The 23,294-nt window shown below is 63.9% G+C and carries 23 protein-coding genes; 6 read left to right on the plus strand and 17 right to left on the minus strand.

Annotated elements, in window-relative coordinates; genetic code table 11:
• Positions 1–13 precede the first annotated feature (13 nt).
• Both FCU66_RS17465 and FCU66_RS17470 read left to right on the plus strand, forming a co-directional pair.
• Positions 14–448 carry a lasso peptide biosynthesis B2 protein gene (locus FCU66_RS17465; protein ID WP_136617467.1) on the plus strand — a complete coding sequence of 145 codons (435 nt, stop codon included), beginning with the start codon at positions 14–16 and terminating at the stop codon, positions 446–448.
• A complete protein-coding gene (locus tag FCU66_RS17470) occupies positions 445–1,431 on the plus strand; it encodes a phosphoenolpyruvate carboxykinase (ATP) (RefSeq protein WP_136617466.1) in 987 nt (328 codons plus the stop codon). The genes FCU66_RS17465 and FCU66_RS17470 overlap by 4 nt, the downstream gene beginning before the upstream one ends.
• A gap of 240 nt (positions 1,432–1,671) precedes the next feature.
• Here the strand turns inward: FCU66_RS17470 and FCU66_RS17475 are convergent, their stop codons facing one another.
• The 17 genes from FCU66_RS17475 to FCU66_RS17555 all read right to left on the minus strand — a co-directional run bounded on the left by FCU66_RS17475 (position 1,672) and on the right by FCU66_RS17555 (position 17,607).
• On the minus strand, positions 1,672–2,625 hold the full coding sequence (locus tag FCU66_RS17475; protein ID WP_136617465.1) for a glycosyltransferase family 4 protein: 954 nt from the start codon (positions 2,623–2,625) through the stop codon (positions 1,672–1,674).
• Complete coding sequence (locus FCU66_RS17480; protein ID WP_246093935.1) at positions 2,622–3,479, minus strand: glycosyltransferase; 858 nt, start codon at positions 3,477–3,479, stop codon at positions 2,622–2,624. The genes FCU66_RS17475 and FCU66_RS17480 overlap by 4 nt, the downstream gene beginning before the upstream one ends.
• Positions 3,480–3,638: 159 nt before the next feature.
• Complete coding sequence (locus tag FCU66_RS17485; RefSeq protein WP_136617463.1) at positions 3,639–4,661, minus strand: nucleotidyltransferase family protein; 1,023 nt, start codon at positions 4,659–4,661, stop codon at positions 3,639–3,641.
• Positions 4,662–4,731: 70 nt separating this feature from the next.
• A complete protein-coding gene (dhaK, locus tag FCU66_RS17490) occupies positions 4,732–5,718 on the minus strand; it encodes a dihydroxyacetone kinase subunit DhaK (protein WP_136617462.1) in 987 nt (328 codons plus the stop codon).
• Between the two features lie 149 nt (positions 5,719–5,867).
• Complete coding sequence (locus tag FCU66_RS17495; protein ID WP_136617461.1) at positions 5,868–6,290, minus strand: hypothetical protein; 423 nt, start codon at positions 6,288–6,290, stop codon at positions 5,868–5,870.
• Between the two features lie 11 nt (positions 6,291–6,301).
• On the minus strand, positions 6,302–7,888 hold the full coding sequence (ptsP, locus tag FCU66_RS17500) for a phosphoenolpyruvate--protein phosphotransferase (protein WP_136617460.1): 1,587 nt from the start codon (positions 7,886–7,888) through the stop codon (positions 6,302–6,304).
• A complete protein-coding gene (locus FCU66_RS17505) occupies positions 7,872–8,174 on the minus strand; it encodes an HPr family phosphocarrier protein (protein WP_136617459.1) in 303 nt (100 codons plus the stop codon). The genes ptsP and FCU66_RS17505 overlap by 17 nt, the downstream gene beginning before the upstream one ends.
• Before the next feature lie 22 nt (positions 8,175–8,196).
• Entirely contained in the window at positions 8,197–8,586 is a 390-nt protein-coding gene (gene dhaM / locus FCU66_RS17510; protein WP_127380390.1) for a dihydroxyacetone kinase phosphoryl donor subunit DhaM, read from the minus strand.
• Positions 8,583–9,185, minus strand: coding sequence for a dihydroxyacetone kinase subunit DhaL (gene dhaL, locus FCU66_RS17515; RefSeq protein WP_136617458.1), 603 nt, complete (start codon positions 9,183–9,185; stop codon positions 8,583–8,585). Before dhaL ends, dhaM begins: the two co-directional genes overlap by 4 nt.
• A 72-nt stretch (positions 9,186–9,257) precedes the next feature.
• On the minus strand, positions 9,258–10,901 hold the full coding sequence (locus tag FCU66_RS17520) for a dihydroxyacetone kinase subunit DhaK (protein WP_136617457.1): 1,644 nt from the start codon (positions 10,899–10,901) through the stop codon (positions 9,258–9,260).
• 69 nt (positions 10,902–10,970) lie between these two features.
• On the minus strand, positions 10,971–11,984 hold the full coding sequence (locus FCU66_RS17525; RefSeq protein WP_136617456.1) for an ABC transporter ATP-binding protein: 1,014 nt from the start codon (positions 11,982–11,984) through the stop codon (positions 10,971–10,973).
• On the minus strand, positions 11,977–13,089 hold the full coding sequence (locus FCU66_RS17530) for an ABC transporter ATP-binding protein (RefSeq protein WP_136617455.1): 1,113 nt from the start codon (positions 13,087–13,089) through the stop codon (positions 11,977–11,979). Before FCU66_RS17530 ends, FCU66_RS17525 begins: the two co-directional genes overlap by 8 nt.
• A gap of 3 nt (positions 13,090–13,092) precedes the next feature.
• Positions 13,093–13,299, minus strand: a complete 207-nt coding sequence (locus FCU66_RS17535) for a hypothetical protein (RefSeq protein ID WP_136617454.1) — start codon at positions 13,297–13,299, stop codon at positions 13,093–13,095.
• Positions 13,296–14,246: a carbohydrate ABC transporter permease gene (locus FCU66_RS17540; protein WP_136617453.1), complete on the minus strand. Its 951-nt coding sequence runs from the start codon at positions 14,244–14,246 to the stop codon at positions 13,296–13,298. Before FCU66_RS17540 ends, FCU66_RS17535 begins: the two co-directional genes overlap by 4 nt.
• Positions 14,243–15,190: a carbohydrate ABC transporter permease gene (locus FCU66_RS17545; protein ID WP_136617452.1), complete on the minus strand. Its 948-nt coding sequence runs from the start codon at positions 15,188–15,190 to the stop codon at positions 14,243–14,245. Before FCU66_RS17545 ends, FCU66_RS17540 begins: the two co-directional genes overlap by 4 nt.
• 111 nt (positions 15,191–15,301) lie before the next feature.
• Positions 15,302–16,633, minus strand: coding sequence for an ABC transporter substrate-binding protein (locus tag FCU66_RS17550; protein WP_136617451.1), 1,332 nt, complete (start codon positions 16,631–16,633; stop codon positions 15,302–15,304).
• Positions 16,634–16,917: 284 nt separating this feature from the next.
• Positions 16,918–17,607 (minus strand): PIG-L deacetylase family protein, encoded by a 690-nt coding sequence (locus tag FCU66_RS17555; RefSeq protein ID WP_136617450.1) that lies wholly within the window; start codon positions 17,605–17,607, stop codon positions 16,918–16,920.
• 28 nt (positions 17,608–17,635) lie between these two features.
• Between FCU66_RS17555 and FCU66_RS17560 the strand changes: the two genes are divergently transcribed.
• The 4 genes from FCU66_RS17560 (at position 17,636) to FCU66_RS17575 (ending at position 23,090) form a co-directional block, all read left to right on the plus strand.
• Positions 17,636–18,526 carry a DMT family transporter gene (locus tag FCU66_RS17560; protein WP_136617449.1) on the plus strand — a complete coding sequence of 297 codons (891 nt, stop codon included), beginning with the start codon at positions 17,636–17,638 and terminating at the stop codon, positions 18,524–18,526.
• 94 nt (positions 18,527–18,620) lie between these two features.
• On the plus strand, positions 18,621–21,083 hold the full coding sequence (hrpB, locus tag FCU66_RS17565) for an ATP-dependent helicase HrpB (RefSeq protein WP_136617448.1): 2,463 nt from the start codon (positions 18,621–18,623) through the stop codon (positions 21,081–21,083).
• A gap of 26 nt (positions 21,084–21,109) precedes the next feature.
• Positions 21,110–22,441 carry an ActS/PrrB/RegB family redox-sensitive histidine kinase gene (locus tag FCU66_RS17570; RefSeq protein WP_136617447.1) on the plus strand — a complete coding sequence of 444 codons (1,332 nt, stop codon included), beginning with the start codon at positions 21,110–21,112 and terminating at the stop codon, positions 22,439–22,441.
• Between the two features lie 85 nt (positions 22,442–22,526).
• On the plus strand, positions 22,527–23,090 hold the full coding sequence (locus FCU66_RS17575; protein WP_111544836.1) for an ActR/PrrA/RegA family redox response regulator transcription factor: 564 nt from the start codon (positions 22,527–22,529) through the stop codon (positions 23,088–23,090).
• The last annotated feature ends 204 nt before the right edge of the window (positions 23,091–23,294 follow it).

Here is a 23,294-nt window from a genome sequence, read left to right on the forward strand (position 1 = left end):
AAGGTACCGCCTGATGGCCGACGGTCCTCTTCTGCGCGCTTTGTTTCGCTGCCATCTCTGGGCGAACGCGCGGCTGATGCCGGTCATGGTCGCCAACCGCAGCTTCGAGGACCTGCTCAAATGGGCGCCGCTCGCCTCGTCGATGCCCTATCGCGGCTTGCCGTCCGCCTACATCGTAGCCAGCGTCAACCGCACCGTGCGCCATCCCTGGCTGATGCGCGACCGCCGGTGCCTGAGAGAGGGCCTGCTCGGCCATCGTTTCCTGCGCCTTGCCGGCTTCGATCCGGACCTGCGCTTCGGCGTCGATCCGAAGTCGATGCAGGCGCCACGCATGTCGGCGCATTGCTGGGTCTGCCTCGACGGCAGGCCGGTGGTCAGCGACAGCCTTCCCGGCATGGTCGAGATCTACCGTCACCATGCCGATGCCACAAAGGTGCGTCCCGCTTGACCAGACCTTCAGCGTGCTATGGCCTCAACGGCCAGATCCTCGGCATATCAGCCGAGCGCCCTGCGTTGTGGCAGGATTTCGACAGGATGCTCGCCGGCTTGCGTATCGCGGAACCGGTCGAGCCGGGCTTTCGTCTTGGGATCACAGAAACAGAGACCCTGGATGAGACACCCCACGGATTGCTCGTCTTCGATGGCGAGGTGCCGGAGGATGGCTCCTGCCGGATGATCGAGGACGGCGGCACCATCCATCTGGTCTTTCCTGGGCGTCAGACCGTTGCGATCAATGGCGGGGAGGGTTGGGCCGAACTCCGGATTCGCCCCGGTACGAAAGCCGCCTGGACGCCGTCGATGCTGGTCCTCGACGCCGCGCTCGACGCCGGTGGCCAGCATATGCTGCACACGGCCGGGCTGACCCTGCCTGACCACGATGCGGTCGTGCTGATCCATGCCCCGAGCGGCACCGGCAAGACCACGACGTCGCTGGCGCTGGCAACGCAAGGCTTTGGCCTCTGCTCCGACGACGCCATGATCGTCAATGTCGCGTCGGGCAAGGTCGTGGCCTGGGGTTTGCCGCGCGCCGTCAAGATCCATCAGAAGACTGCGCAGATGATCCCGCAGGTGGCGCCATGCCTTGGCCAGACGTGGGATCGCAACGGCGAGCAGCCGGTCTCGCTTGAAAGGCTGGCAGGGATCGTGCGGGTCGAAAACGCGTCCGCTCGTCCGGTGGCGGCGCTTCTGCACCTTGCGCGCTCCGCCGACAGCCAGACCCGGCTCGTCGCCATGGCCGGCACTGACGCGATGGTGGCGCTGGCCGTGGACAATGTCCGTACCGGCATGACCGGGCTGCTGCCGATGCAGAAACGCCGGCTGGCGACCATCGCCGGGCTGGTCAATTCGGTGCCGACCTTCCGCCTGGAGGTGGGTGCGCGCCCGGCCGACGCCGCGGCGCCGATCCGCGCAGCTCTGACGACACCGGACTGAACACCCTGTCAGGCAACGTGCGGTCGCTGTTCCTTGTTTTGAAGCAATTCCCAAGGGAGCAGAGAGCAACGTATTCTTCGGAGTGCTTCTTCTTCGTAGTTTTGCACAAAAAACAACGGTTTACGCGCAGCGCCGCCTCGTCATCCTTGCTGAGCGAGGTATGGAAGAGCAAGGGGCCGGGAAATCTAGAATGGCGCTACAAAGGTCAGGTTTGGCAGGGCAGATCTGAAGTCGCTCATCTCACAGGCCCGACCGCTCGTCTGCAGTAAGCAACGAGGCAAACATGTGCGCGTAGTTCTCGGCCAGAACGCCCCAATCCCATTCTCGGATCGTCTCGATCATGCGGGCAGCCATCCGCGACCGGAGCGATGGCGTGTCCCGCAACAAAGCGAGCTTGTTAGCAAGCCCCTCCGCAGTTCCATCGAAGAACAGCCCGTTGTCGCCATCCCGAATCAGCTCGGGCATGGCTCCGACACGGGTCGTCACCAAGGGGACACCGCACGCCGCCGCCTCCAAGCAAGGATTGGGACCGCCTTCGCTGCGACTGGCGCAGACATAAACGTCGAGATCCCGATAGAAGTCGAGCATCTCGTCAGCGTTACGCCAGCGTTGCTCCCGAATCGCAGTCAGTAGTCGCACGCCCGGCACGGCAGCGACCGCGGGCTCGATGACTTCGTGGAGGCCGCGATGTGCCGGACCATGGTTGCTGAGACTTCCCGCCCATCCGACGCGGAGTTCGCCAGAATAGGGTTGTGGCTCTTGCGAGGGGCAAAAGAATGTCGTGTCGACCCCATTGGGCGTGTAGTGAACCGGAACACGCAGTAGTGGGCGGTATTCGTGCTCGAGCCGCCGATTATTGACAAAGACAGCGCGTGCCAGCCGGCGCAGGGTAGCGAGCCCGGGCTCGCGGAACTCGCCCTCCAGCTCTCTGTGGCCACAGATCCCGATAACCAGCCTGTCAGACCGCCGGGCGAAGACCGATTCCGGCAGGGCCAGCTTGGCGAATTGGAGCCAATAGAAGATGAGCACGATGTCCGCCGCGTTCACGTCGGACTCAGTCACATCATGCTGAAATCGTTGGACGATCTCGAACCTTCTTTCCAGCACGCGCCGGAGATTTTGGGTCTTGCGATCGATCGCCCAGCCAGGTCGGTCCGCTATCGCGAGGATGCGGGGGAGGTTTACATCGCTCACGAGGCGTATCGCTCAAGCCAGTGCGCCGACCATGGATTGGCCTCGTCCAGATCGTCGTCCGTCGCGGTGGCGCGCACCTGGGTAGCGTCCGGTAGCCGTATATCCTCTGATCGCAAGCGGGGTCGCCATCCGTGCCAACCAAGACCAATGACCTCCTCGCTCAGGTACCGGCGGCCGGCATACTTGCTTGCGGCGTGCTCTGCGCTCAGGAACAGATAATGCTTCATGCGAAAACGCTCGGGGTAGAGCCTCACCGGACCCGCGAAGCGTACGCGATGGCCGCCTGACCACGCAATCTCCATGGGGCCGTCCTGTTTCTTGTACGCACGGACGCAGTGTGGGGAGGCCGGCCGGAACGGGTAGTAGGTACGCAGCGTGTATTGATAATTGGGATTGTCGTGATTGGGGGCTTCCCTGGTAGGAATGAACGTGAACTCGGAAAACTCGATCGCGTTGCAGCCGAGTGCGTCGGCTGCCGCAATGGCGGAGACCAACGATGAGTGCGAAGTCGGCGGAAGATGGATCTCGTCAGCGTCAAGATGCATGAACCAGTCTGCTTCGAGCGACTGAAATAGTTCCTCTTTGCGGCGAAGAAGGTGCTCCCAGCAATACCAGCCGCTATACGGGATGCTTTCGAATCCTATCAATCCGGCTCCGCTGTAGCGCCGGGCAATCTCAAGCGTCCGGTCCGTTGACTGATTGTCGCAGACGTAGACCTGCACGCCTTGACGAAAGAGGTTCTCAAGACATCCGGCGATGAACCGTTCTTCGTTCCTTGTTGTAAGGACCGCGACGACTCGCGGGAAACTACGATCACGCGCAGCATTCGCAATGTGGGTGCTGAGATCGACCAAGTCCCTCAATCCTTCGTTGTGTGCCTCCGAATGAATTCTAAAGATTCAGAGCGGCCATGCCAAGGCGCCATCACTTTCCCACCTGAAGTGCACACGCGCTCATGCGGTTCGCGCCTGCGGCACTCTCCGCTCTAGGATGTGGCCCGATGGCATCGGGTGCTAGTGGTGATATGACTTGGCCTTGGCCAATCTTTGGATCCAGCGGAAGGCGTCGCGGCGCAGGCGCGAACCAAGCTTGTCCCTGGAATTGACGTTAAGCAGCGTGTTGGTGGTGATCAATCGTCTGGCCAGCCGTATCGAGAGATCGGGCTTGATGCGGCCGGCGAGTTCAAGCGCGCGTCTCTCGTCGAACAACTGGCCAGTCACATTGAGCACAACAGCCAGTTCGAGCTCGATGCCGGTCATGCGGGCAGCGTCGAACAAGCGTGTTTCCGCTTCGGGCGACTGCAGCGCCCGCACCCCTTGCAGCACGTCGACGCAAAGCTGCAATCGGTGGAATTTGTGGCCGCCGGCGGCATGCACGATGGCGATCGTCAAAAGAGCTGCCGGCGTGTCTGTCGCTTCGCCGTCGATGGCTCGCAATTCCTGGAACCCCAGCGACAGGCGCCGCCGCATGCCGGTGTCATGCACGAGGTCGCCATGCAGTTCGACCAGCAGGCTCGAATTCTCCTTCTCGAGCCATTTGAATTCCTGCAGTTCGTAGGATTCGGCCTCGTTGCTGCCAAGCTCGAAGCCGCATGCCGCGATCACCTGGTTTGCCCGCGCCAGATTGGCGGGCTCGACAAGGATGTCGATGTCCGTGAACGGCCTGTCGGCGGCGTTGCGGTAGAGCTTTCGCGCGAAGACCGGCCCCTTGACGATCCGCGCTGGAACATTGTCCGCCGCCAGTCCCTTCATGATGCGGTCGCCATGGTACTGCAGCAGCATCGACTGGCCGGTGGCGATAGTCGCCTTCTGGCGCAGATCCTCCAGTCTGTCCCGCAGCCCCTGATCCGGTGGCAGCTGCGCGTCGCCGCGCTCTTGCAGCTTGCGCAGCATGATCGGCAGGATGCCGTGGAATTCGGCATTGTCGAGCAGCGCCGACAAAGTCTTTGCCGACAGATCCTCCCCGACTGCTGCCGCCTCCGGATCGGCATAGCGCAGCAGCAGCTTTTCTTCTGCAGAGGTGAGAGATGGCAGCATCAACCCGGACAAATGTTTTGGATAAGGGATTGTCTGGGATGGTTGCAGAAAAGCCGGGTGGAAGCCAGCTCTACATGCCCCAGCGCAGCGCCGCGGTGTGCACCGGCGCGTCCCAGAATGCGGTCGACTCGTCGTCGAGCATGGTGAGCGTGATCGAGCAGCCGGCCATGTCGAGCGAGGTGACATAGGAGCCGACCAGCGAGCGGGTCACCGTCACGCCGTGCGTCTTGAAAATCGCCCGCGCGCTGTTGTACATCAGATAAAGTTCCATCAGCGGCGTGCCGCCGAAGCCGTTGACGAACAGCAGCGCCGGGCCTCTTGCCTTGTCGCCGAGATCGCCCAGGATCGCGGCGCAGATCTCCTGCGCGATAGCATCGGCGCTTTTCAACGTGTCGCGCCGGCGCCCGGGCTCGCCATGGATGCCGACGCCAAATTCCATCTCGCCGTCGCCGATATCGAAAGTCGGCTTGCCCGCCGCCGGCACGGTGCAACTGGTCAGCGCCACGCCCATCGAGCGGGTAGCCGTGTTGACGCGGTCGCCCAGTGCCTTCAACGGCGCCAGCGCCAGGCCATGTTCTGCCGCCGCGCCGACGATTTTCTCCACCACCAGCGTGCCGGCGACACCGCGCCGGCCCGTCGTATAAGAAGAATTCTCGACGGCGACATCGTCATTGGTCACAATCTGCTGGACGCCTTCCGACATCTCGGCCGCCATGTCGAAGTTCATCACGTCGCCCTCATAGTTCTTGACGATGAACAGGCAGCCGCCCCCGGTGTCGACGGCTTCCGCCGCTGCCAGCATCTGGTCCGGCGTCGGCGAGGTGAACACCTGGCCGGGGCAGGCGGCGTCCAGCATGCCGTGGCCGACAAAGCCGCCATGCAGCGGCTCGTGGCCAGAGCCGCCGCCGGAGATCAGCGCCACCTTGCCCGGCCGCAAGGTCTTGCGGCGGATGAATTTGTGCTCGTCGCCAAGCACGAGGATGTCGGCATGGGCGGCCACGAAACCGTCGAGGCTCTCGGTCAGCACCGTGTCCACCGAGTTCATGAATTTCTTCACGGCCGTCTCCTCCCGAAATAGGCCTCATACCAAAGCAATTCCAGGAAAAGTGTGTAGCGGTTTTCCGTGCAGAATTGCGTAAAAACAAAGGGTTAGAGCGGTTCAGTCATTCCATAGTATTCCATAAAATATTGAACCGCTCTAACGGATCAGCTACCTTTGCCGGTGATGCTGGTGATCTTCTGGATAAAATCGTTCACCGCCCTGTCGAGCGCGGCATTCTGCTTGTCGTCGCCGAAATCCGGCACGATCAGCGACACGTGCCGCGTCTTGCGCATGCCCGATGCGATCGACATCTTGCCCGGATGCGCCTGGTGATAGGCAGCTAGAAACTGGTCGCGCTCGGCAGGGCTGAAATGGCAGACGGAAAATATAGCCGGCAAATGTTTTGACGGAATCGGGATCGAATAGGCCGGGCTGGAAATCTGCGTGACGAAGCTGCGGTGTTTGCCGAGCGCATCGGCCAGGCGCTGGCGCATGCCGGATGGGCGCTGGTCGATGACGTGCGACAGGATCGTCTTGTAGGCGCGGATCGCCTCTTCGGAACCGGGTTCGGGTGTCCTGTCGACCATGCCAGCCGCGCCTAGACAGAAACGTCCGCGATGGCCGCCTTGGCCATGGCGAGTTGCGCCGGCGCGACGGAAAGATCGCGCAGGCCGGCCTCGAGCAGTGACGGGATCGAGGCTGGATCGCCGCCTGCATCGCCGCACAGGCTGACCGGGATGTTTTCCCGCTGGCCAAACGCGGTCACGGCAGCGATCAGCCGCAGCACGGCCGGATGACGGACCGAATTGAGATGCGCCACGGCGGCGTTGTCGCGGGCGGCCGCCATGACATACTGGGTGAGGTCATTGGAGCCGATCGAGAAGAAGGCGGCCTCGGCAAGGGCTTCCGGCGCGATCGCTACTGAAGGCACCTCGACCATGATGCCGAGCGGCGGCATCTTGTGCACGATGCCGCGCGTGGCAAGCACCGCCTGCTCCTCGGCGAACATCCCCGCTGCCTGTCTGTATTCCTCCACAATGGCGATCATCGGAAACATCACTTTCAGACTGCCGTGCACGGCGGCGCGCAGCAGCGCCCGGATCTGTACACGAAACACCTCGGGTCTTGCCAGCGACAGCCTGATCCCGCGCAGGCCGAGGAACGGATTGCCTTCCGCGACCGTGAAGCCCGGCACCGGCTTGTCGCCGCCGGCATCGACGGTGCGGATCGTCACCGGCTTGTCACCGGCCCACTCCAGCACCTTGCGATAGGCGCGATACTGCGTCTCCTCATCCGGCAACGTCTTGCCGAACAGGAATTCGGTGCGCATCAGCCCGACCCCGTCGCAGGTGGCGATGTCGATGCCGTCGACATCGGACGGGTCGGCGATGTTGACCTGCACCCGCACCGCCGTGCCGGCCTTGGTCACCGCCGGCCGCGCCAGGAACGTTCCAGCCCGGTCGCGGCGCGCCGAGAATGATGAAGACGAGTGGCGAAAGGCGTCGATTTCGGCCTTGGAGGGTGACAGCACGATGCCGCCATGTTCGGCGTCGAGCAGCGCTGTGCCGGCTAGATGAGCCAGCGAAGCACCCAACCCGACAACCATCGGCACGCCGCGCGAACGCGCCAGCATGGCGACGTGGCTCGCCGTGCTGCCTGCCTTCAGCGCGATGCCTCCACCACAACTCCAGTCGGTTTCGAAAAAACGCGTCGGCGCGATGTCCTCGCCGTAGAAGATGGCGCCGGCTGGTGCCTGGACGTCGCCATCCTCGGACAGCGCCCGCAGCACCTGGTCCCTGATGTCGCGGATATCGGCGGCCCGTGCGCGGAAATAATCCTGGTCGGAAGCATCATAGCCGGCGATTTCAGCGTCAAGCGCCTGCCGCCAGGCCTGATCAGCTGGCTGGCCGGCGTAAATAGCGGTAAAGGCCGGGCTGCTCAGCGCATCATCCCCCAGCATGGCGATCTGGAATTCGAGAATGTCGGCGGCATCGCCCACAGCCATCTCGATCAAAACGGTGAGGCGGCCCGCTGCTATGGCGATTGCGGTTTCGAGCGCGGCCTTCTCTTCGTCGGCTGTTCCTTTGCCGACATAGGATAGGACAGTCTGGTCGAGATCGAACAGCGGCCCCTCGGCATAGCCGGCCGAGGCCGAAATGCCTTGCAGTCTAAGCGGTCCGGACATGGTCCGCGCCTTCGTCGAAATCGCGCCGCACCAGCTCGACCAGCGCGTCGACGGCATCATCGGCGCCGTCGCCGCTGGCCCTGATATGCAGCACCGTGCCTTTCGGCGCCTTGGTCGCCATCACCTTGACGATGCTCTTGGCGTCGAACCAAGGGCCGTTGGCCGCAAGCGCTATCTCCACCTCGGCGGCAAAAGTCTTGGCCAGCTTGGTGAACTTCACCGAAGGACGCGCGTGCAGGCCCACATCGTGGGTGATCACAACGGTCGCTTCGGCGGATGCGGACATGTCTTTTAAAATTCCCGTTCACTCACGATGGCGACAATTCATGCGCTGTCGCCACCACTTCCCTGAGCGAGGCGCCGCCGGAGGCCTCGGTCGCCGCCATCACCGCGCCTTCGACGATCGGCGCGTTGCAGACGATGATCTTTTGCGACCGTGGCTCGCCGATCATCTCCACGGCCATTTCGCTGTTGGTCTCGGCGCCGCCAAGATCGACCAGGATGGCGACACCGGCTTCCGACCAGGCCTTGTCGATGGCACCCATGATCGCCTCGACATTGGTGCCAAGCCCGCCATGGCCGTTTCCGCCGCACCATGCAAGCGGCACTTCGTCGCCCACCATCTGCCGCACCATGTCGGCCGTGCCCTCGGCAACCAGCGGCGAATGCGAAACGATGACGATGCCGACATTGCTCATGCGCTTTCCCCGATTGTTTGCGCCACTATCCGCACCAGCAGCGCGGTCGAACGTGCACCGGGATCCATGTGGCCGATCGAACGGTCGCCGAGGAACGACGCACGGCCGCGCAGTGCCTTCATCGGCACGGTCGCCGCAGCCGCAGCGTCGGCAGTATCGGCGATTTCCGGCGCCGTCTTTCCGTGCAGCAGCGCGTCATGCACCGGCTGCAGCACGTCGAGCATCGTCTTCTGCCCGACTTGCGATTTGCCCCGCGCCGCCACCGCTTCGATCGCCTTGCCGAAAGCCGTGGTCAGATTGGCGCGATCGGGCTCCGCCGAAATCTCCTTGCCGAGCGTCAGGAACAGGGTGCCGAACAGCGGACCGGAAGCGCCACCCACCGTCATCACCAGCTTGGTGCCGATCACCTTCAGCGCCTCAGGCAGCGGCTTGGCGGAAAACGCCTCAGCTTCGGCCCGCACGGCCTCGAAGCCGCGCTTCATGTTCAGCCCGTGGTCGCCGTCGCCGATCGCCTGGTCGAGCGCCGTCAACTCTTCGGCGTGAGCGGCAATCACATCCGCGGCGGCTGTAATCAGCCTGGCAAGGTTCAGCGCCGCCATATCAGATAAATTCCCGGTTTCCACCCCGCCGGCAGTATCGAAAGAACGCTCATTCGACAACTGGAGCATGCGTCAGGCCGCTTCATGCATTGCGGCCGCCGCCGCGAAAACCTCGGCCACCGCATAAGCGCCGGGGTCGACCACGCCCTGCAGCTTGCTGCCGACATAGGCGGACCGCCCGGCTTTCGCCTTCTCCATGGCGGCGGTGGCCTCGGCACCGTGTCGGGCCTCTGTTGCCGCTTCCTCCAGGCCATTGGCATCGAGCGCTTTCAGGGCTGGTTCCAGGGCATCGACCATGGTGCGATCACCAATTCCGGCACCACCGTAGAAGGTCATCCGTTCAAGGCCGGCAAGCAGCGCCTTGGCCAAGCTCGCGCCGCTGTCCAAAGCTTGCGCCGCCGCCGTGAAGAAGATCGACAGCAGCACGCCGCTGGAGCCGCCCATCGACGCGCTCAGAATGTCGCCTATCGCGCCAAGGGTCGCTGCAGGTTCGGCAAGCGGCAGCGTATCAAGCCGCTCGAGAACACTGCGCGCGCCGGTCGCCACCGTCGAACCGGTGTCGCCGTCGCCCGCCTTGGCGTCCAGTCCGTTCAAAGTGGCTTCGAGCGTAATCAGCCGTTCGCAGATCGTAACGACAAGACGCCTGGTGCGAGCATCCTGGCTGGGCTTGCGTGCCGCGCTCTGTCCGGCAGCTTTCGCCATCGGCACGACGGCAGGCGGCACAACGGGCTTTGCCGGCATCCAGGCATGCGGGCCGACCGGCGCCAGCAAGGCCGCCTCGTGCGCAGCATCCAGCCGGATCAGCGACAGCGAGAAGCCGTTCATGTTGAGCGCCGTCATCAGCGGGCCCGGGCCGATCGTCAGCTTGATGGTTTTGGCCAGCGGCGAGGCAAGCACCGCGTTGGCGATAACAGACATTTCCAGCGGCGGCACCGAACCGAGATTGTTGATCAGCAAGGCGTAGGTGGCCTTGGGATCAAGCCGTGCCGCGAGGCGCTCCGCCATGATCGCCACCAGCCTGTCGGCGCTTTGCACCGCAATCCGCTCGACGCCCGGCTCGCCATGAATGCCGAGGCCGAGCTCGCCATCGTTCTCGCCAAACCTGTCTTCGTGCGGCTGGCCGGGGATCGAGCAGGACGACAGCGACATGCCGAGCGAAACGATGTCCTTCGCCGCCGCGCGAGCGGCGGCCGCAACGGACGCGAGATCGTGGCCGGCCTCCGACAAGTGGCCTGATATCTTGTGCACGAACAAGGTGCCGGCAACACCGCGTGGCTGGGCAATGTCGGGGAGTGCGATGTCGTCGGCGACGATCACCATCTCGACACGAAACCCTTCGGCGCGCGCCTTCTCGGCCGCCAGGCCGAAATTGAGACGGTCACCGGTGTAGTTCTTGACGATCAGCAGGCAGCCGGCCGGGCCGGTGACCGCGCGGATGGCTGCCAGCACCGCTTCGACGCTTGGCGAGGCAAAGATCTCGCCCGAGACCGCCGCCGTCAGCATGCCCTTGCCGACGAAGCCGGCATGCGACGGTTCGTGCCCGGCGCCGCCGCCGGAGACGACGGCAACCCGGGTCTTGTCCCAGTCGGCGCGCAGGATGACCTTGATCTCGGGATAGCCGTCGAGACGCGCGAGATCGCCTGATCCAATGGTCCGCAACAGGCCGTCCAGCGCCTCGGTGACGATCGTTTCCCTGCGATTGAAAAAGTGCTTCATCGAATTCGTCCCGTACTCGCAAAGTCAAAAACCGGTGCTGAACCCCTGGCGGGACACACCGAAAACCGTTCACATCAGCCTTTGTCCATCCGCGCCGAAATAGAGCGGCGACCGGTAGCGGATCACCACTCTGTCGCCCTGCGCCAGATCCGTGTCCGGATCGGTCAGCGTCACCAGTTTCTTTTGGCCTACCGTCACATGCAAATGGTTCTGATCGCCGAGATGCTCGACCCAGTCGACGACGCCGTCGGCATGGCCATTCGCGGCTTTCGCGATCGTCAGATGTTCGGTACGTGCGCCGATCGTCTTGGTTCCCGCCGGCGCGCCGCCGTCAGGCAGCAGCCCGGTCGGCAGAAGATTGATCGCCGGCTGGCCGAGCCTTGCCGCGACATGCAGGTTTGCCGGCTCGGAATAGATTGTCCTCGGCGAGCCGATCTGCACTAGCACGCCCTCGGCAAGGATGCCGATGCGGTCGGCCATCGTCATCGCCTCGATCTGGTCGTGGGTGACGTAGAGCATGGTGGCGCCGAGTTCGGTCTGGATGCGCTTCAGCTCGAGCCTGAGATCCGCCCGCAATTTGGCGTCGAGCGACGACAGCGGCTCGTCCATCAGATAGATCGAAGGCTTGCGCACCAACGCGCGGCCGATGGCGACGCGCTGCATTTCGCCGCCCGAAAGCTTGGTCGAGCGATTGGCGAGCTTGTGATGGATGCGCACCATTTTCGCCACCTCCTCGACCCGGCGGCGGATCTGGTCTTCCGGCATTTTCCGCGCCGGCGAGCGCAGCGGGAAGGCGAGATTGTCGAACACCGACAGATGCGGATAGAGCGAATATTGCTGGAAGACGAAGGCGGTGTCGCGCTCGGCCGGCGACAGCGTCGTGGCATTGTGTCCGCCGATTTCGATCGTGCCGGAATCCGGCCGCTCCAGCCCGGCGATCAGCCGCAACGTCGTTGTCTTGCCGGCCCCGGTCGGCCCGAGCAGCACGACGAATTCACCATCTGATATATGCAGGTCGAGACCATCGACGGCGACATGGTCGCCAAAACTCTTGGTCACGTTCTTGATGTGCACGTCAGCCATGCTGGACCCTCCGCTCAGAGGCGACATCGTGGATCGCGGTTCGCACCGCGCGGCCGGATCCTTTCTCGAACAGCGACAGCCGTGCGCTGCTCAGCGTCAGGCCGACATGGTCGCCAGTGGAGAGCCGGATTTCGGCCGGCACGCGTGCCTTGATGAAGCCGTCCGCCGTCTCCACCGCGACGATCTGCGTTGTGCCGAGATATTCGGTGCCGTAGATGGCGCCGCGCAGCTTGGAAGCATCGTCGAAGCGGATGTGTTCGGGCCTTATGCCGAGCGCCATGTCGGCCGGCGCGATATCCTCGCGCACTTCCGGCACCGCGACCCTGGCACCTTGCACGACGATTTCCCTGGCGCCCTTCGCCAATCCGCCGCCAAACCCCAAAAAATTCATCGGCGGCGAGCCGATGAAGTCGGCGACGAACATGGTGGCCGGACGATCGTAGATCTCGCGCGGCGTGCCGAACTGTTCGATGACGCCATGGTTCATCACGGCGATCTTGTCGGCCATCGACATCGCTTCCATCTGGTCGTGCGTGACATAGACTGTCGTGGCGCGGATGCGGTTGTGCAGCTCGCGCAGTTCATGGACCATCAGATCGCGGAATTCGGTATCAAGGGTTCCCAGCGGCTCGTCCATCAGGAAGCATTTTGGCCGCCGCACGATGGCGCGGCCGAGCGCCACCCGCTGGCGGTCGCCGCCGGCGAGGCCGGAGACGGATTTGTTGAGCAGATGGTCGATGCGCAGCAGCTTCGCCGTTTCCTCGACCCGCGTGCGGATTTCGGCCGAAGGCATGCCTTGCGCCAGCAGGGGAAAGCCGATGTTCTTGCGCACATTCATGTGCGGATAGAGCGCGAACAGCTGGAAGACGAAGGCGATGTCGCGCTCGCGTGCCCGCAGCATGGTGACATCGTCGCCGCCAAGCAGGATCTGGCCGCCGGTCGGTAACTCAAGCCCGGCGATCATGCGCAATGTCGTCGTCTTGCCGCAGCCTGACGGTCCGAGCATGACGAAGAACTCGCCATCCTCGACGACGAAGTTGGAATCCTGCACGGCGACGAAATCGCCGAACGCCTTTCTCAGATTCTGGACGCGGATCTCGGCCATTACCTACTCCGGGAACTTCGAGACGATGATGAACATCACGGTGCCGGCAAGCATGGTGATGAAGGAATAGGTGTAGAGCGACAGCGCGAAGGGCTGGAACAGCATCAGGAAGCCGAGGGCGATCAGTGCCGTCGCGATGTTTTCCATCAGGCCGCGCCGTGCCCAGGCCGGCCAGCGCGATTTGCGCTTTACGGGTTTGGTCATGCTCATTTGCGCACCGCCCCGAAGGTGATGCCGCGCAGCAGTTGCTTGCGAAGCAGGATGGTGAAGACAAGGATCGGCACCAGGAAGATCGTCGTGCCGGCCGCCACCGCCGGCCAGTCCTGGCCGCCTTCACCGATGATCGTCGGGATGAAGGGCGGCGCGGTCTGCGCCGTGCCGGAGGTCAACAGGGCGGCGAACGCATATTCGTTCCAGGCGAAGATCAGGCAGAAGATGGCGGTCGCCGCAATGCCGGTTGTCGCCTGCGGCAGCACGGTGCGCCAGAAGGCCTGCAGCCGCGTATAGCCGTCGATCATCGCCGCTTCCTCATATTCGCGCGGAATCTCGTCAATGAAGCCTTTCAGTAGCCACACCGCCAGCGACACGTTGACCGCCGTGTAGAGCAGGATCATGCCGAGCGCGGTGTCGGACAGGCCAAGCTCGCGGTACATCAGGTAGATCGGAATGGCGACGGCGATCGGCGGCATGAAGCGCGTCGACAGGATGAAGAACAAAAGATCGTCGGCCAGCGGCACCTTGAAGCGCGAGAAGCCATAGGCCGACAGCGTGCCGAGAAACACGGCGCAGAAGGTCGAGCCGAAGGCGATGATCAGCGAATTGACGAAGCGCGGCAGGAAGTTGGACGGGCCGGCGATCACCATGTTGCGCTTGCGCGTCGTCTCGTCGCAAAACGTCGTCGCCGGTCCGAGCGAGTTGATGTATTCCGGAGTCTGCCGCGTCCGCGTCGTGAACAGGTTGCAGTAGCCCTCGAGGCTCGGCTGGAACAGGATCTTTGGCGGATAGGCGATCGAATCCGGCGGCGTCTTGAAGCTGGTGGCGAATATCCACAGCAGCGGCACGATCGAGATCAGCGCGTAGGCAATGATGATCGCGCCGGCGATCCGTTTCGAATTGGCCGAGGGTGCGACGACCGAATGGGCTGTGGTCAGGCTCATCTCTGCTTCACCTTGTTGAGCGCCTTGACGTAGATGTTGGCCAGACCGAACACCGCGACGAACAGGATGATGGCGAAGGCCGAGGAATAGCCGGTGCGCCAGCTTTCGAACGCCTGCCGCTTCAGTGTGATCGAGGCGACCTCGGTGGTCGAGCCCGGTCCGCCGCCGGTGAGCAGGTTGACCATGTCGAACATCTTGAAATTCTCGATGCCGCGAAACAGCACCGCCAGCATGATGAAGGGTAGCGCCATCGGCAGGGTGATCGACCAGAACTGCCGCCAGTTGGAAGCGCGGTCGACCTCGGCCGCCTCGTAGATGTATTCGGGGATCGAGCGCAGGCCGGCGAGGCAGATCAGCATCACGTAGGGCGTCCACATCCAGGTGTCGACGATGACGATCGACCATGGCGCCAAGGACACGTTGGAGAGCATCTCGATATGCGTGGCCGGGATGCCAGTGACGAACGAGATGGCATAGGCGAACAGGCCGATCTGTGGCTCGTAGAGGAAGCGCCAGAAATTGCCGACCACCGCCGGCGACAGCATCATCGGCACCAGGATGATGGTCGTCCAGAAGGCGTGGCCGCGGAACTTCCGGTCGATCAGCCAGGCCAGCGTGAAGCCGATCACCGTCTGCAGCAGAATGGTCCAGAACACGAAATGCGCCGTCGTCTGCATGGCGATCCAGATGTCCTTGTCGCCAAGGATGCGCTGGTAGTTGGCAAAGCCGAGATTCTTGACCACCTCGCCGGGTCGGTTGGCCCGGTAGTTGGTGAACGACAGATAGATCGCCCAGAACAACGGGAAGATATTGATGGCGAGCAGCAACAGGATCGTCGGCGAGATGAACAGCCAGGCGAGGCCCTTGTCGCTGATGCCGCGGACCTTGCGGGCCAACGGCTCCGGGGTCGCCCGGGCAACGCTGTCCGCGGTCCGATTGAGCATGGTTAGTCCCACTTCGGTCACTTGGATCGTCTCGACAATGGAGTTTATCTGAACTGCGTCCCGTGCCAAGGGCGGCACGGGACGGGCGGTCATTGGCTCGGGAGGAGCCGACTACATCTTGCCGTCGTCCTGGAACACCTGGCTCCAGTCCTTGACCAGGCCGTCGAGCGCATCCTTGGCCGAACCCTGGCCGGCGACAACATAGTCATGGAAGCGCTTCTGCGAGGCCTGCAGCAGCGGCGCATAGCTGGGCTCGGCCCAGAAGTCCTTCACGATGGCCATCGAGTCGAGGAAGGTCTGCGCATAGGGCTGGCTGGCCGGGAACTTCGGGTCCTTGACGACCGCGTTGAGGCAGGAATAGCCGCCGAGCGACCACCACTTTGCCTGCACGTCCTTGTTGGCGAACCACTTGATGTATTTCAGCGCCGATTCCTGCTTGTCGGAATAGGACACAACCGAGATACCCTGGCCGCCGAGTTGGGCGAACTGCTCGCCGTCAGGCCCCTTGGGATTGACGAAATAGCCGATCTTGTCACCGCCGACATTCTCGTCCTTCTGCAGACCTGGCCAGGTAAACGCGAAGTTCATGTGCATCGCCACCTGGCCGGATTTGAAGGCGTCGACGCCTTCGCCCATGTAGCTGTTCGAGGCGCCCGGAGGGGTACAGCAATCATAGAGCGCCTTGTAGAACTCCAGGCCCTTCACCGATTTGTCGGAGTTGACGAAGCCTTCCATCTCGTAGGGCTTCTTGGGGTTCTCGTACTGGAAGCCGTAGCTGTAGAGCACGTCCATGGCACCCATGGTGATGCCCTCGGAACCGCGTTCGGTATAGATCGACGCGCCATAGACGGTCTTGCCGTCGATCTGCCGCTTCTGGAAGAATTCGGCGATCTGCTTCAACTGGTCGAAGGTGGCCGGCGGGCCGAGATCCCAGCCATACTTCTCCTTGAATTCCTTCTGCAGCTCCGGCTTGGAGAACCAGTCCTTGCGATAGGTCCAGCCGACGACGTCGCCCATCGCCGGCAGCGCCCAATAATTCGGCGTGTTCTTCGGCCATTCGGAATAGCCGACGACGGTCGCCGGCACGAAGTCGTCCATGCTGATCTTCTCCTTGTCGAAGAAGTCGTTCAGCTTGACGTAATGGCCGTTCTCGGCGGAACCGCCGATCCACTGGCTGTCGCCGATGATCAGGTCGCACAGCTTGCCGTGCGAATTCAGCTCGTTGAGAAAGCGGTCGGCATAGTTCGTCCACGGCACGAATTCGAACTTCATGCCGATGCCGGTTTGCTTGGTAAAGTCCTTGGACAGTTCGACGAGCGCGTTGGCCGGGTCCCAGGCCGCCCAGCAAAGCGTCAGATCTTCAGCCTGCGCGACGCTGGAGAGGGCTGTCGACGCAAACATTGCCGAGGCCAGTCCCAACGTTAGTTTCAGAGTCGATTTCATGCCTTCCTCCCATTTGCGAAACGCGTCCGGATGACGGTTTCAAGAGCCCTAACCCCCTCCTCCGGGGTCCAAACATGGCGGCGCGTCAGCGCGGCGGATGTTTAGTAATTTGTTTAGTAATGCAATTTTTACTAAACAAGGCAAGCGAATTCGTTGCTGCGCCGCAGCATGCTTGCGTCGGCGTTTGAAAACGTTGGGAAAAGTGCGGATCACTGGTCGGATCCGCGCGGACTGTCGAAGCCGTGCGGGCTCGTTGCGACCTGGCCTGAAGACAGTCGCTAGTCTCAGCCGACCCGTTTGGTGCTTACCATGACCTTCCGGATCGGCGGCGCCGGCGGCAGCAGTTCGCGTATGTCGGCGAAGGGGAACGTCGGTTCGAAGCGGAACGCTTCCGCCAACGAGCCTTGCGCGCCGTTGCATTGGCCGGCGCGAAAAAGGTTTTGCGTTCGCGCGCCGTCGACGAAGCGGTCGGGATCCTGCGACTGATGCATGCGGATCGCCTTGGCCTTGATGTCGGCATATGCGGAAATGTCGACATAGTGCGTCGGCGAAAAGCCGGTGCCGCCGAGCGTGTCGGCATGCAGCACCGGAACCGCGAACGATGCCGCGATGCGCACGCCGTCCGACAGCGCGCGGTGGTCGGCGTGATAGTCGTTGGGCGCATGCGTGATCGCCAGATCTGGTCCGGTCTCGCGAACCAGTCCTTTCAGCGCACCGATCAGCGCTGCATCGGCAACCAGTTCGCCGTCGGGAAAGTCGAGGAAGCGCAGCGTCGCCCCGAGCAGCACGGCCGCGGCCGTTGCTTCCTCGCGACGGATACGAGCGAGAACAACGGGATCACTCTTGCCGCCCTTGGCACCATCCGTGGCTATGGCAAAAGTGAGTTCTGCGCCTTGCGCGGCATAGGCGGCCATCGTACCGAACATGAAGATCTCGATGTCGTCCGGATGCGCACCGAGCGCCAGGATTTTCAAACCACTCTCTCCCCGGAAATGGAACAACGTGACGAACGGAATCCTGCTCGCCCTGATCGCCTACGCAAGCTATTCGGGCAGCGATGCCGTTGTCAAAAGTCTGGGCGGACAATTCACGGTCTTCGAGATCGGCTTCTTCACGACCTTGTTTGCCGGCTGTTTTCTCTTCTTCACGCGCCCAGCGGACGAGCGCTGGCGTGATTTCTGGCGCACCAGGCGGCCCTGGGCCGTGCAGGCGCGCGCCTGGGCGGGTATCGCTTCCGGCGTGCTCAGCGTCTACGCCTTCACCACCATTCCGCTGGCCGAGTCCTATGCGCTGATCTTCCTGGCGCCGCTCTGCGTCACCATCCTCTCAACGCTGATCCTCAAGGAGAAGGTCGGCCCCTGGCGCTGGCTGGCGGTGGTTGCCGGCTTTGCCGGTGTCATGCTGGTGGTGCGGCCGGGCTTTCGCGAACTCAATCTCGGCCACCTTGCCGCGTTCGGGGTTGCGTTCCTCGCCGCCACCAGCGTCATCCTGATGCGCTCGCTGGCGCAGCAGGAAAAGCGCACGACCATGCTGGGCGTGCTGGTCGGCTACGGCCTGTTGTTCAACGGCTTGGGCGCCGCCGCCACCTCATTCACCGCTCCCAGCGGAAAGCAGTTGCTGTGGCTGGTGATGGCCGGTGCCTTCACCGCAGGCGGACAATTCCTGCAGCTGCTGGCAATGAAATACGCACCTGCCAACCGGGTCGCGCCGACGCATTATTCGCAGATCGTCTGGGCGGTGATCCTTGGCGCGCTGTTCTTCCAGGAATATCCGGATGGGCTGTCGCTGGTCGGCCTGGCGGTCGTCGGTGGAGCCGGCCTGCTGACCATGGTGCGCGAGGAAGTGCGGCTGGGCACCGTGCGCTGGAACCCGTTTTCCCGCACCCGGCTTTGAACCGGCCCAGCCGCATAAGTTGCGCGGCCACCACGACCGCTGATATGCGGACGGAGCCGACCTGCCGCAATTGGACGAACGCATTCCTGGACCGATGACCACAAAACCCTTGCCGGAGCTTCCGGTATCCGCTGTGCTGCCGGCGCTGAACGAAGCGCTCGGCCATGGCAACAGCGCCGTGCTGGTGGCGCCGCCCGGTGCCGGCAAGACGACGCTGGTGCCGCTGGCACTGCTCGACGCGTCCTGGCTGGGTGCCGGCAAGATCGTTCTGCTCGAACCGCGCCGGCTCGCCGCCCGCGCCGCCGCCCGCCGCATGGCCGAATTGCTTGATGAGGAGCCCGGCGCCACCGTCGGCTATGCCATGCGCATGGAAAACCGCACCTCGGCAAAGACCAGGATATTGGTCGTCACCGAAGGCGTTCTGGCGCGGATGATCCTCGACGATCCCGAACTGCCTGGAATCTCCGCTGTCATTTTCGACGAATTCCACGAGCGTTCGCTCGATGGCGATTTCGGTCTCGCGCTGGCGCTCGACGTGCAAGGTGCGCTGCGGCCGGACCTGCGCGTGCTGGTGATGTCGGCGACGCTCGACGGTGCGCGTGTCGCCAAACTTCTGTCGGGTGCGCCGGTGATCGAGAGCGAGGGCCGCGCCTTTCCTGTCGACATCCGCTATGACGAGCGCCCCGCCGGCACCACCATCGAGGACGCCATGGCCAAGGCGATCCGCGCGGCCCTTGCCGACGAGAGCGGCAGCGTGCTTGCCTTCCTGCCCGGCCAGCGCGAGATCGAGCGCACCGCCGAACGGCTGGCCGGCAGGATCAGTGCCGATACCGACATCGTGCCGCTCTACGGCATGCTCGACGGCAAGGCGCAGGACGCGGCGATCAAGCCGGCGCCGGCAGGCCGCCGCAAGGTGGTGCTGGCCACCTCGATCGCCGAAACGTCGATCACCATCGACGGCGTGCGCGTCGTCATCGATTCCGGCCTGTCGCGGCTGCCGCGCTACGAGCCGGCCAGTGGCTTGACCCGACTGGAAACCGTGCGCGTCAGCAAGGCTTCCGCCGACCAGCGCGCCGGCCGTGCCGGGCGCACGCAAGCTGGCATCGCCATCCGGTTGTGGCGGGCCGAGCAGACGGCCGCGCTCCCCGCCTTCACGCCGCCCGAAATCTTGGAGGCCGACCTGTCCGGCCTGTTGCTCGATTGCGCCGCCTTCGGCGTTGCCGATCCGGCAGGGCTCGCCTTTCTCGATCCGCCGCCCGCTCCGGCACTCAATGAGGCAAGGGCGTTGCTGCGCGCGCTGGATGCCATCGACGAGGCAGGGCGCCTGACGGAGGCGGGTGCTGCGATGCGCAAGCTCGCTCTGCCCGTGCGGTTGGCGCATATGGTCGCCGAGGCAGCGAAGAGCGGCCATGCCTTGGCGGCAGCGATGCTTGCCGTGCTGCTCACCGAGCGCGGTCTTGGTGGCGACGGCGCCGATCTGGAGCGACGGCTGATGCGCTTTCGCCAGGAAAGATCGCCGCGCGCTACCGCCGCGAAGCAGCTCGCCGAACGGCTGGCGAGGCAGGCTGGCGGGGCGAAGGGCAGCGAAGCTGCCTTCGCCGGCCCCCTGCTCGTCCACGCCTGGCCGGATCGGGTGGCCAAGGCGCGTGGCGAGCGCGGTCGTTTCGTGCTGGCCAATGGCTCTGGCGCCATGCTCGACGCCGCCGACCCGCTGGCGGGCGAGCCGTTTCTGGTCGTCGCCGACCTGCAGGGCAAGGCGCAGAATGCGCGCATCACAGCGGCAGCGGCCATCAGCGAGGACGATGTCCGCGACGCGCTGGCGGACAGCATCGAGGCGCGCCGTGAAACGAGCTTTGACCGCGACCGCCGCGCCGTGCGCGTGCGCGAAGCCGTGCGCCTTGGCGCCATCACGCTCGCGGAGCGCATGTTGCCGCCGCCAACCGGTGCTGACGCCGACCACGCCATAACAGATGCGGTGCGCGAGCATGGGCTGTCGCTGCTGACCTGGAGCAAGGAGGCGCAGACGCTGCGCCAGCGGCTTGGCTGGCTGCATCGCGGCCTTGGCGCGCCCTGGCCCGATATGGCGGATGCCGCCCTCATCGAGCGCCTCGACGACTGGCTGCTGCCTTACCTCACCGGCGCGGCATCCTTTGCCGCCATCGATGCGGGCGTTGTCTCGGCCGGGCTGGCCACGCTCGTGCCGCACGATCTGCAGCGCAGGATCGATACGCTGGCGCCGACCCATTTCGATGCCCCGTCGGGCAGCCATGTGCCGATCCGCTATGACGGCGAATGGCCGGTGCTGGCGGTTCGCGTGCAGGAGTTGTTCGGCCTCGACCGTCACCCCGCCATCGCCAATGGCGCCGTGCCGCTGACGCTCGAACTCCTGTCGCCGGCGCACCGGCCGATCCAGACGACGCGCGACCTGCCCGGCTTCTGGCGCGGCTCCTGGGCCGATGTGCGCGCCGACATGCGCGGCCGCTATCCCAAGCATGTCTGGCCGGAAAATCCGCTGCTCGCCGCCGCCACCGCCCGCGCGAAACCGCGCGGGACCTAGCGCTTGCCCTCCAGCGGCTGTAATCCATGGTCATGATCAACGTTTTGCGTTCGCCCGATTTCCAGCAGAGCCAGAGACTGCGCCTCAACACGCTGATCCGGCTGCGCTGGCTTGCCATTGTCGGTCAGAGCCTGGCGGTGCTCGTCGTCGCCTATGGCCTGAAGTTTCCGCTGCCGGTCAGCCTGTGCTTCGCGCTGATCGCCTGTTCGGCTTGGATGAACCTGTTCCTCGCCTTCCGGTTTCCGGCGGCGCACCGGCTCAGCCCGCTTGCGGCCTTCGGCATCCTGATCTTCGACAGCCTGCAGCTTGCCGGCCTGCTCTACATGACCGGCGGCCTCACCAACCCGTTCTCGCTGCTGATGACCGTGCCTGTCGTCATTTCGGCGACATCGCTGCCCCTGCGCCTGACCGCCATCCTCGGCGGATTGGTGATGTCGGCGGCGACCTTTCTGGTCTTTGTCCATCTGCCGCTGCCCTGGTATGAGGGCGCGCCGCTGGCGATGCCCTTCATCTATGTCGCGGGCATATGGATGGCGGTGCTGTCCTCGATCGCCTTCACCGCCATATACGCCTTCCGGGTGGCCGCCGAAGCGCGGCTTCTGGCCAATGCGCTTGCCGCCACCGAGCTGGTGCTGCAGCGCGAGCAGCACCTTTCGGCGCTCGACGGACTGGCCGCGGCGGCAGCACATGAGCTAGGCACGCCGCTCGCCACCATCGCGCTTGTCGCCAAGGAGATGGAAAAGGCGCTCGGCAACGATCTGAAATACGGGGAAGACGTGAGGCTGTTGCGCTCGCAGAGCGAGCGCTGCCGCGAAATCCTCAAGCGGCTGACCAGCCTGTCCTCCGAGGGCGAGGCGCATCTTTCGCGGCTGCCATTGACCTCGCTGGTCGAGGAGGTCACCGCGCCGCATCGCGACTTCGGCATCTCGATCAAGCTTCGGCCCGGCGAACGCATCGGACCAGAGCCGGTCGGGCGCCGCAATCCGGGCGTCATCTACGGCCTCGGCAATCTGGTCGAGAACGCCGTCGATTTCGCCCGCAAGAGCGTCACCGTGCGCTGGAGCTGGGACGACGCCGTCGTGACCTTCTCGATCATCGATGACGGACCCGGCTTCCCGGCCGAGATCATCGACCGCATCGGCGAGCCCTATATGTCGACGCGCCAGGGCAATGAAGCCGGCGGCGGTCTGGGGCTCGGCCTGTTCATTGCCAAGACCCTGCTCGAACGCTCGGGCGCGACGCTCGATTTCCGCAATTCAAGCGGGCTGGGCGAGGGCGCCGTAGTACAGATATCATGGCCACGCGGTGTGTTCCTCAATCCGGAAATCACTTCGGCCAGCATGTTCGACACCGCTTGAGAGCCTTGAAGCAGCTCTAAAAATTGGACAATGAGGCTCAGGAACTATATCTGCGTAAAATTAAGGCAGCAGGAATTTTGAGACTATGACAGGCGACGAAAATATTGGCGCAATGGTTGAAGGCGAGGACACCTCGCTGCTCATCGTTGATGACGACAAGCCGTTCCTCACGCGTCTGGCCCGCGCCATGGAAACCAGGGGTTTCGTGGTCGAGACGGCCGAGAGCGTCGAAGAGGCGGTTGCCAAGGCACGCGCCAATCCGCCCGCCTATGCCGTGGTGGACATGCGGCTCGGCGACGGCAACGGCCTCGACGTGGTCGCGGCCATCCGCGAAAAGCGCGACGATTCCCGCACCATCATCCTGACCGGCTACGGCAACATCGCCACCGCGGTGACCGCGGTGAAGCTCGGTGCTGTCGATTATCTCTCCAAGCCCGCCGACGCCGACGACATCTTCGCGGCACTCACCCGCACTGCCGGCGAGCGCGCGGCGCCTCCGGAAAACCCGATGTCGGCCGACCGCGTCCGCTGGGAGCATATCCAGCGCGTCTATGAAATGTGCGAGCGCAATGTCTCCGAGACGGCGCGCCGGCTCAACATGCATCGCCGCACCTTGCAGCGGATCCTGGCCAAGCGCGCGCCACGCTAGATCGCAGGACACGCAGGGCAATCGCCTCGGGCCGATTTTCCAATTCGTGGTGGAGGCCATCAATTATCGAAGTCAGCGCCGCCCCTCATCGCCCTGCCGGGCACTTCTCCCCGTATAGTGACGGGGAGAAGGGGGCTGGCCGCCATGTCGGCGCCCTTCTTGCGACGTTGGTGATTGGCGAAATCGGCGATGACAGCGTCCCTC

Origin of the sequence: Mesorhizobium norvegicum (assembly GCF_004919685.1) — a bacterium.
In the GTDB taxonomy this organism is placed as follows: Bacteria; Pseudomonadota; Alphaproteobacteria; order Rhizobiales; family Rhizobiaceae; genus Mesorhizobium; species Mesorhizobium norvegicum.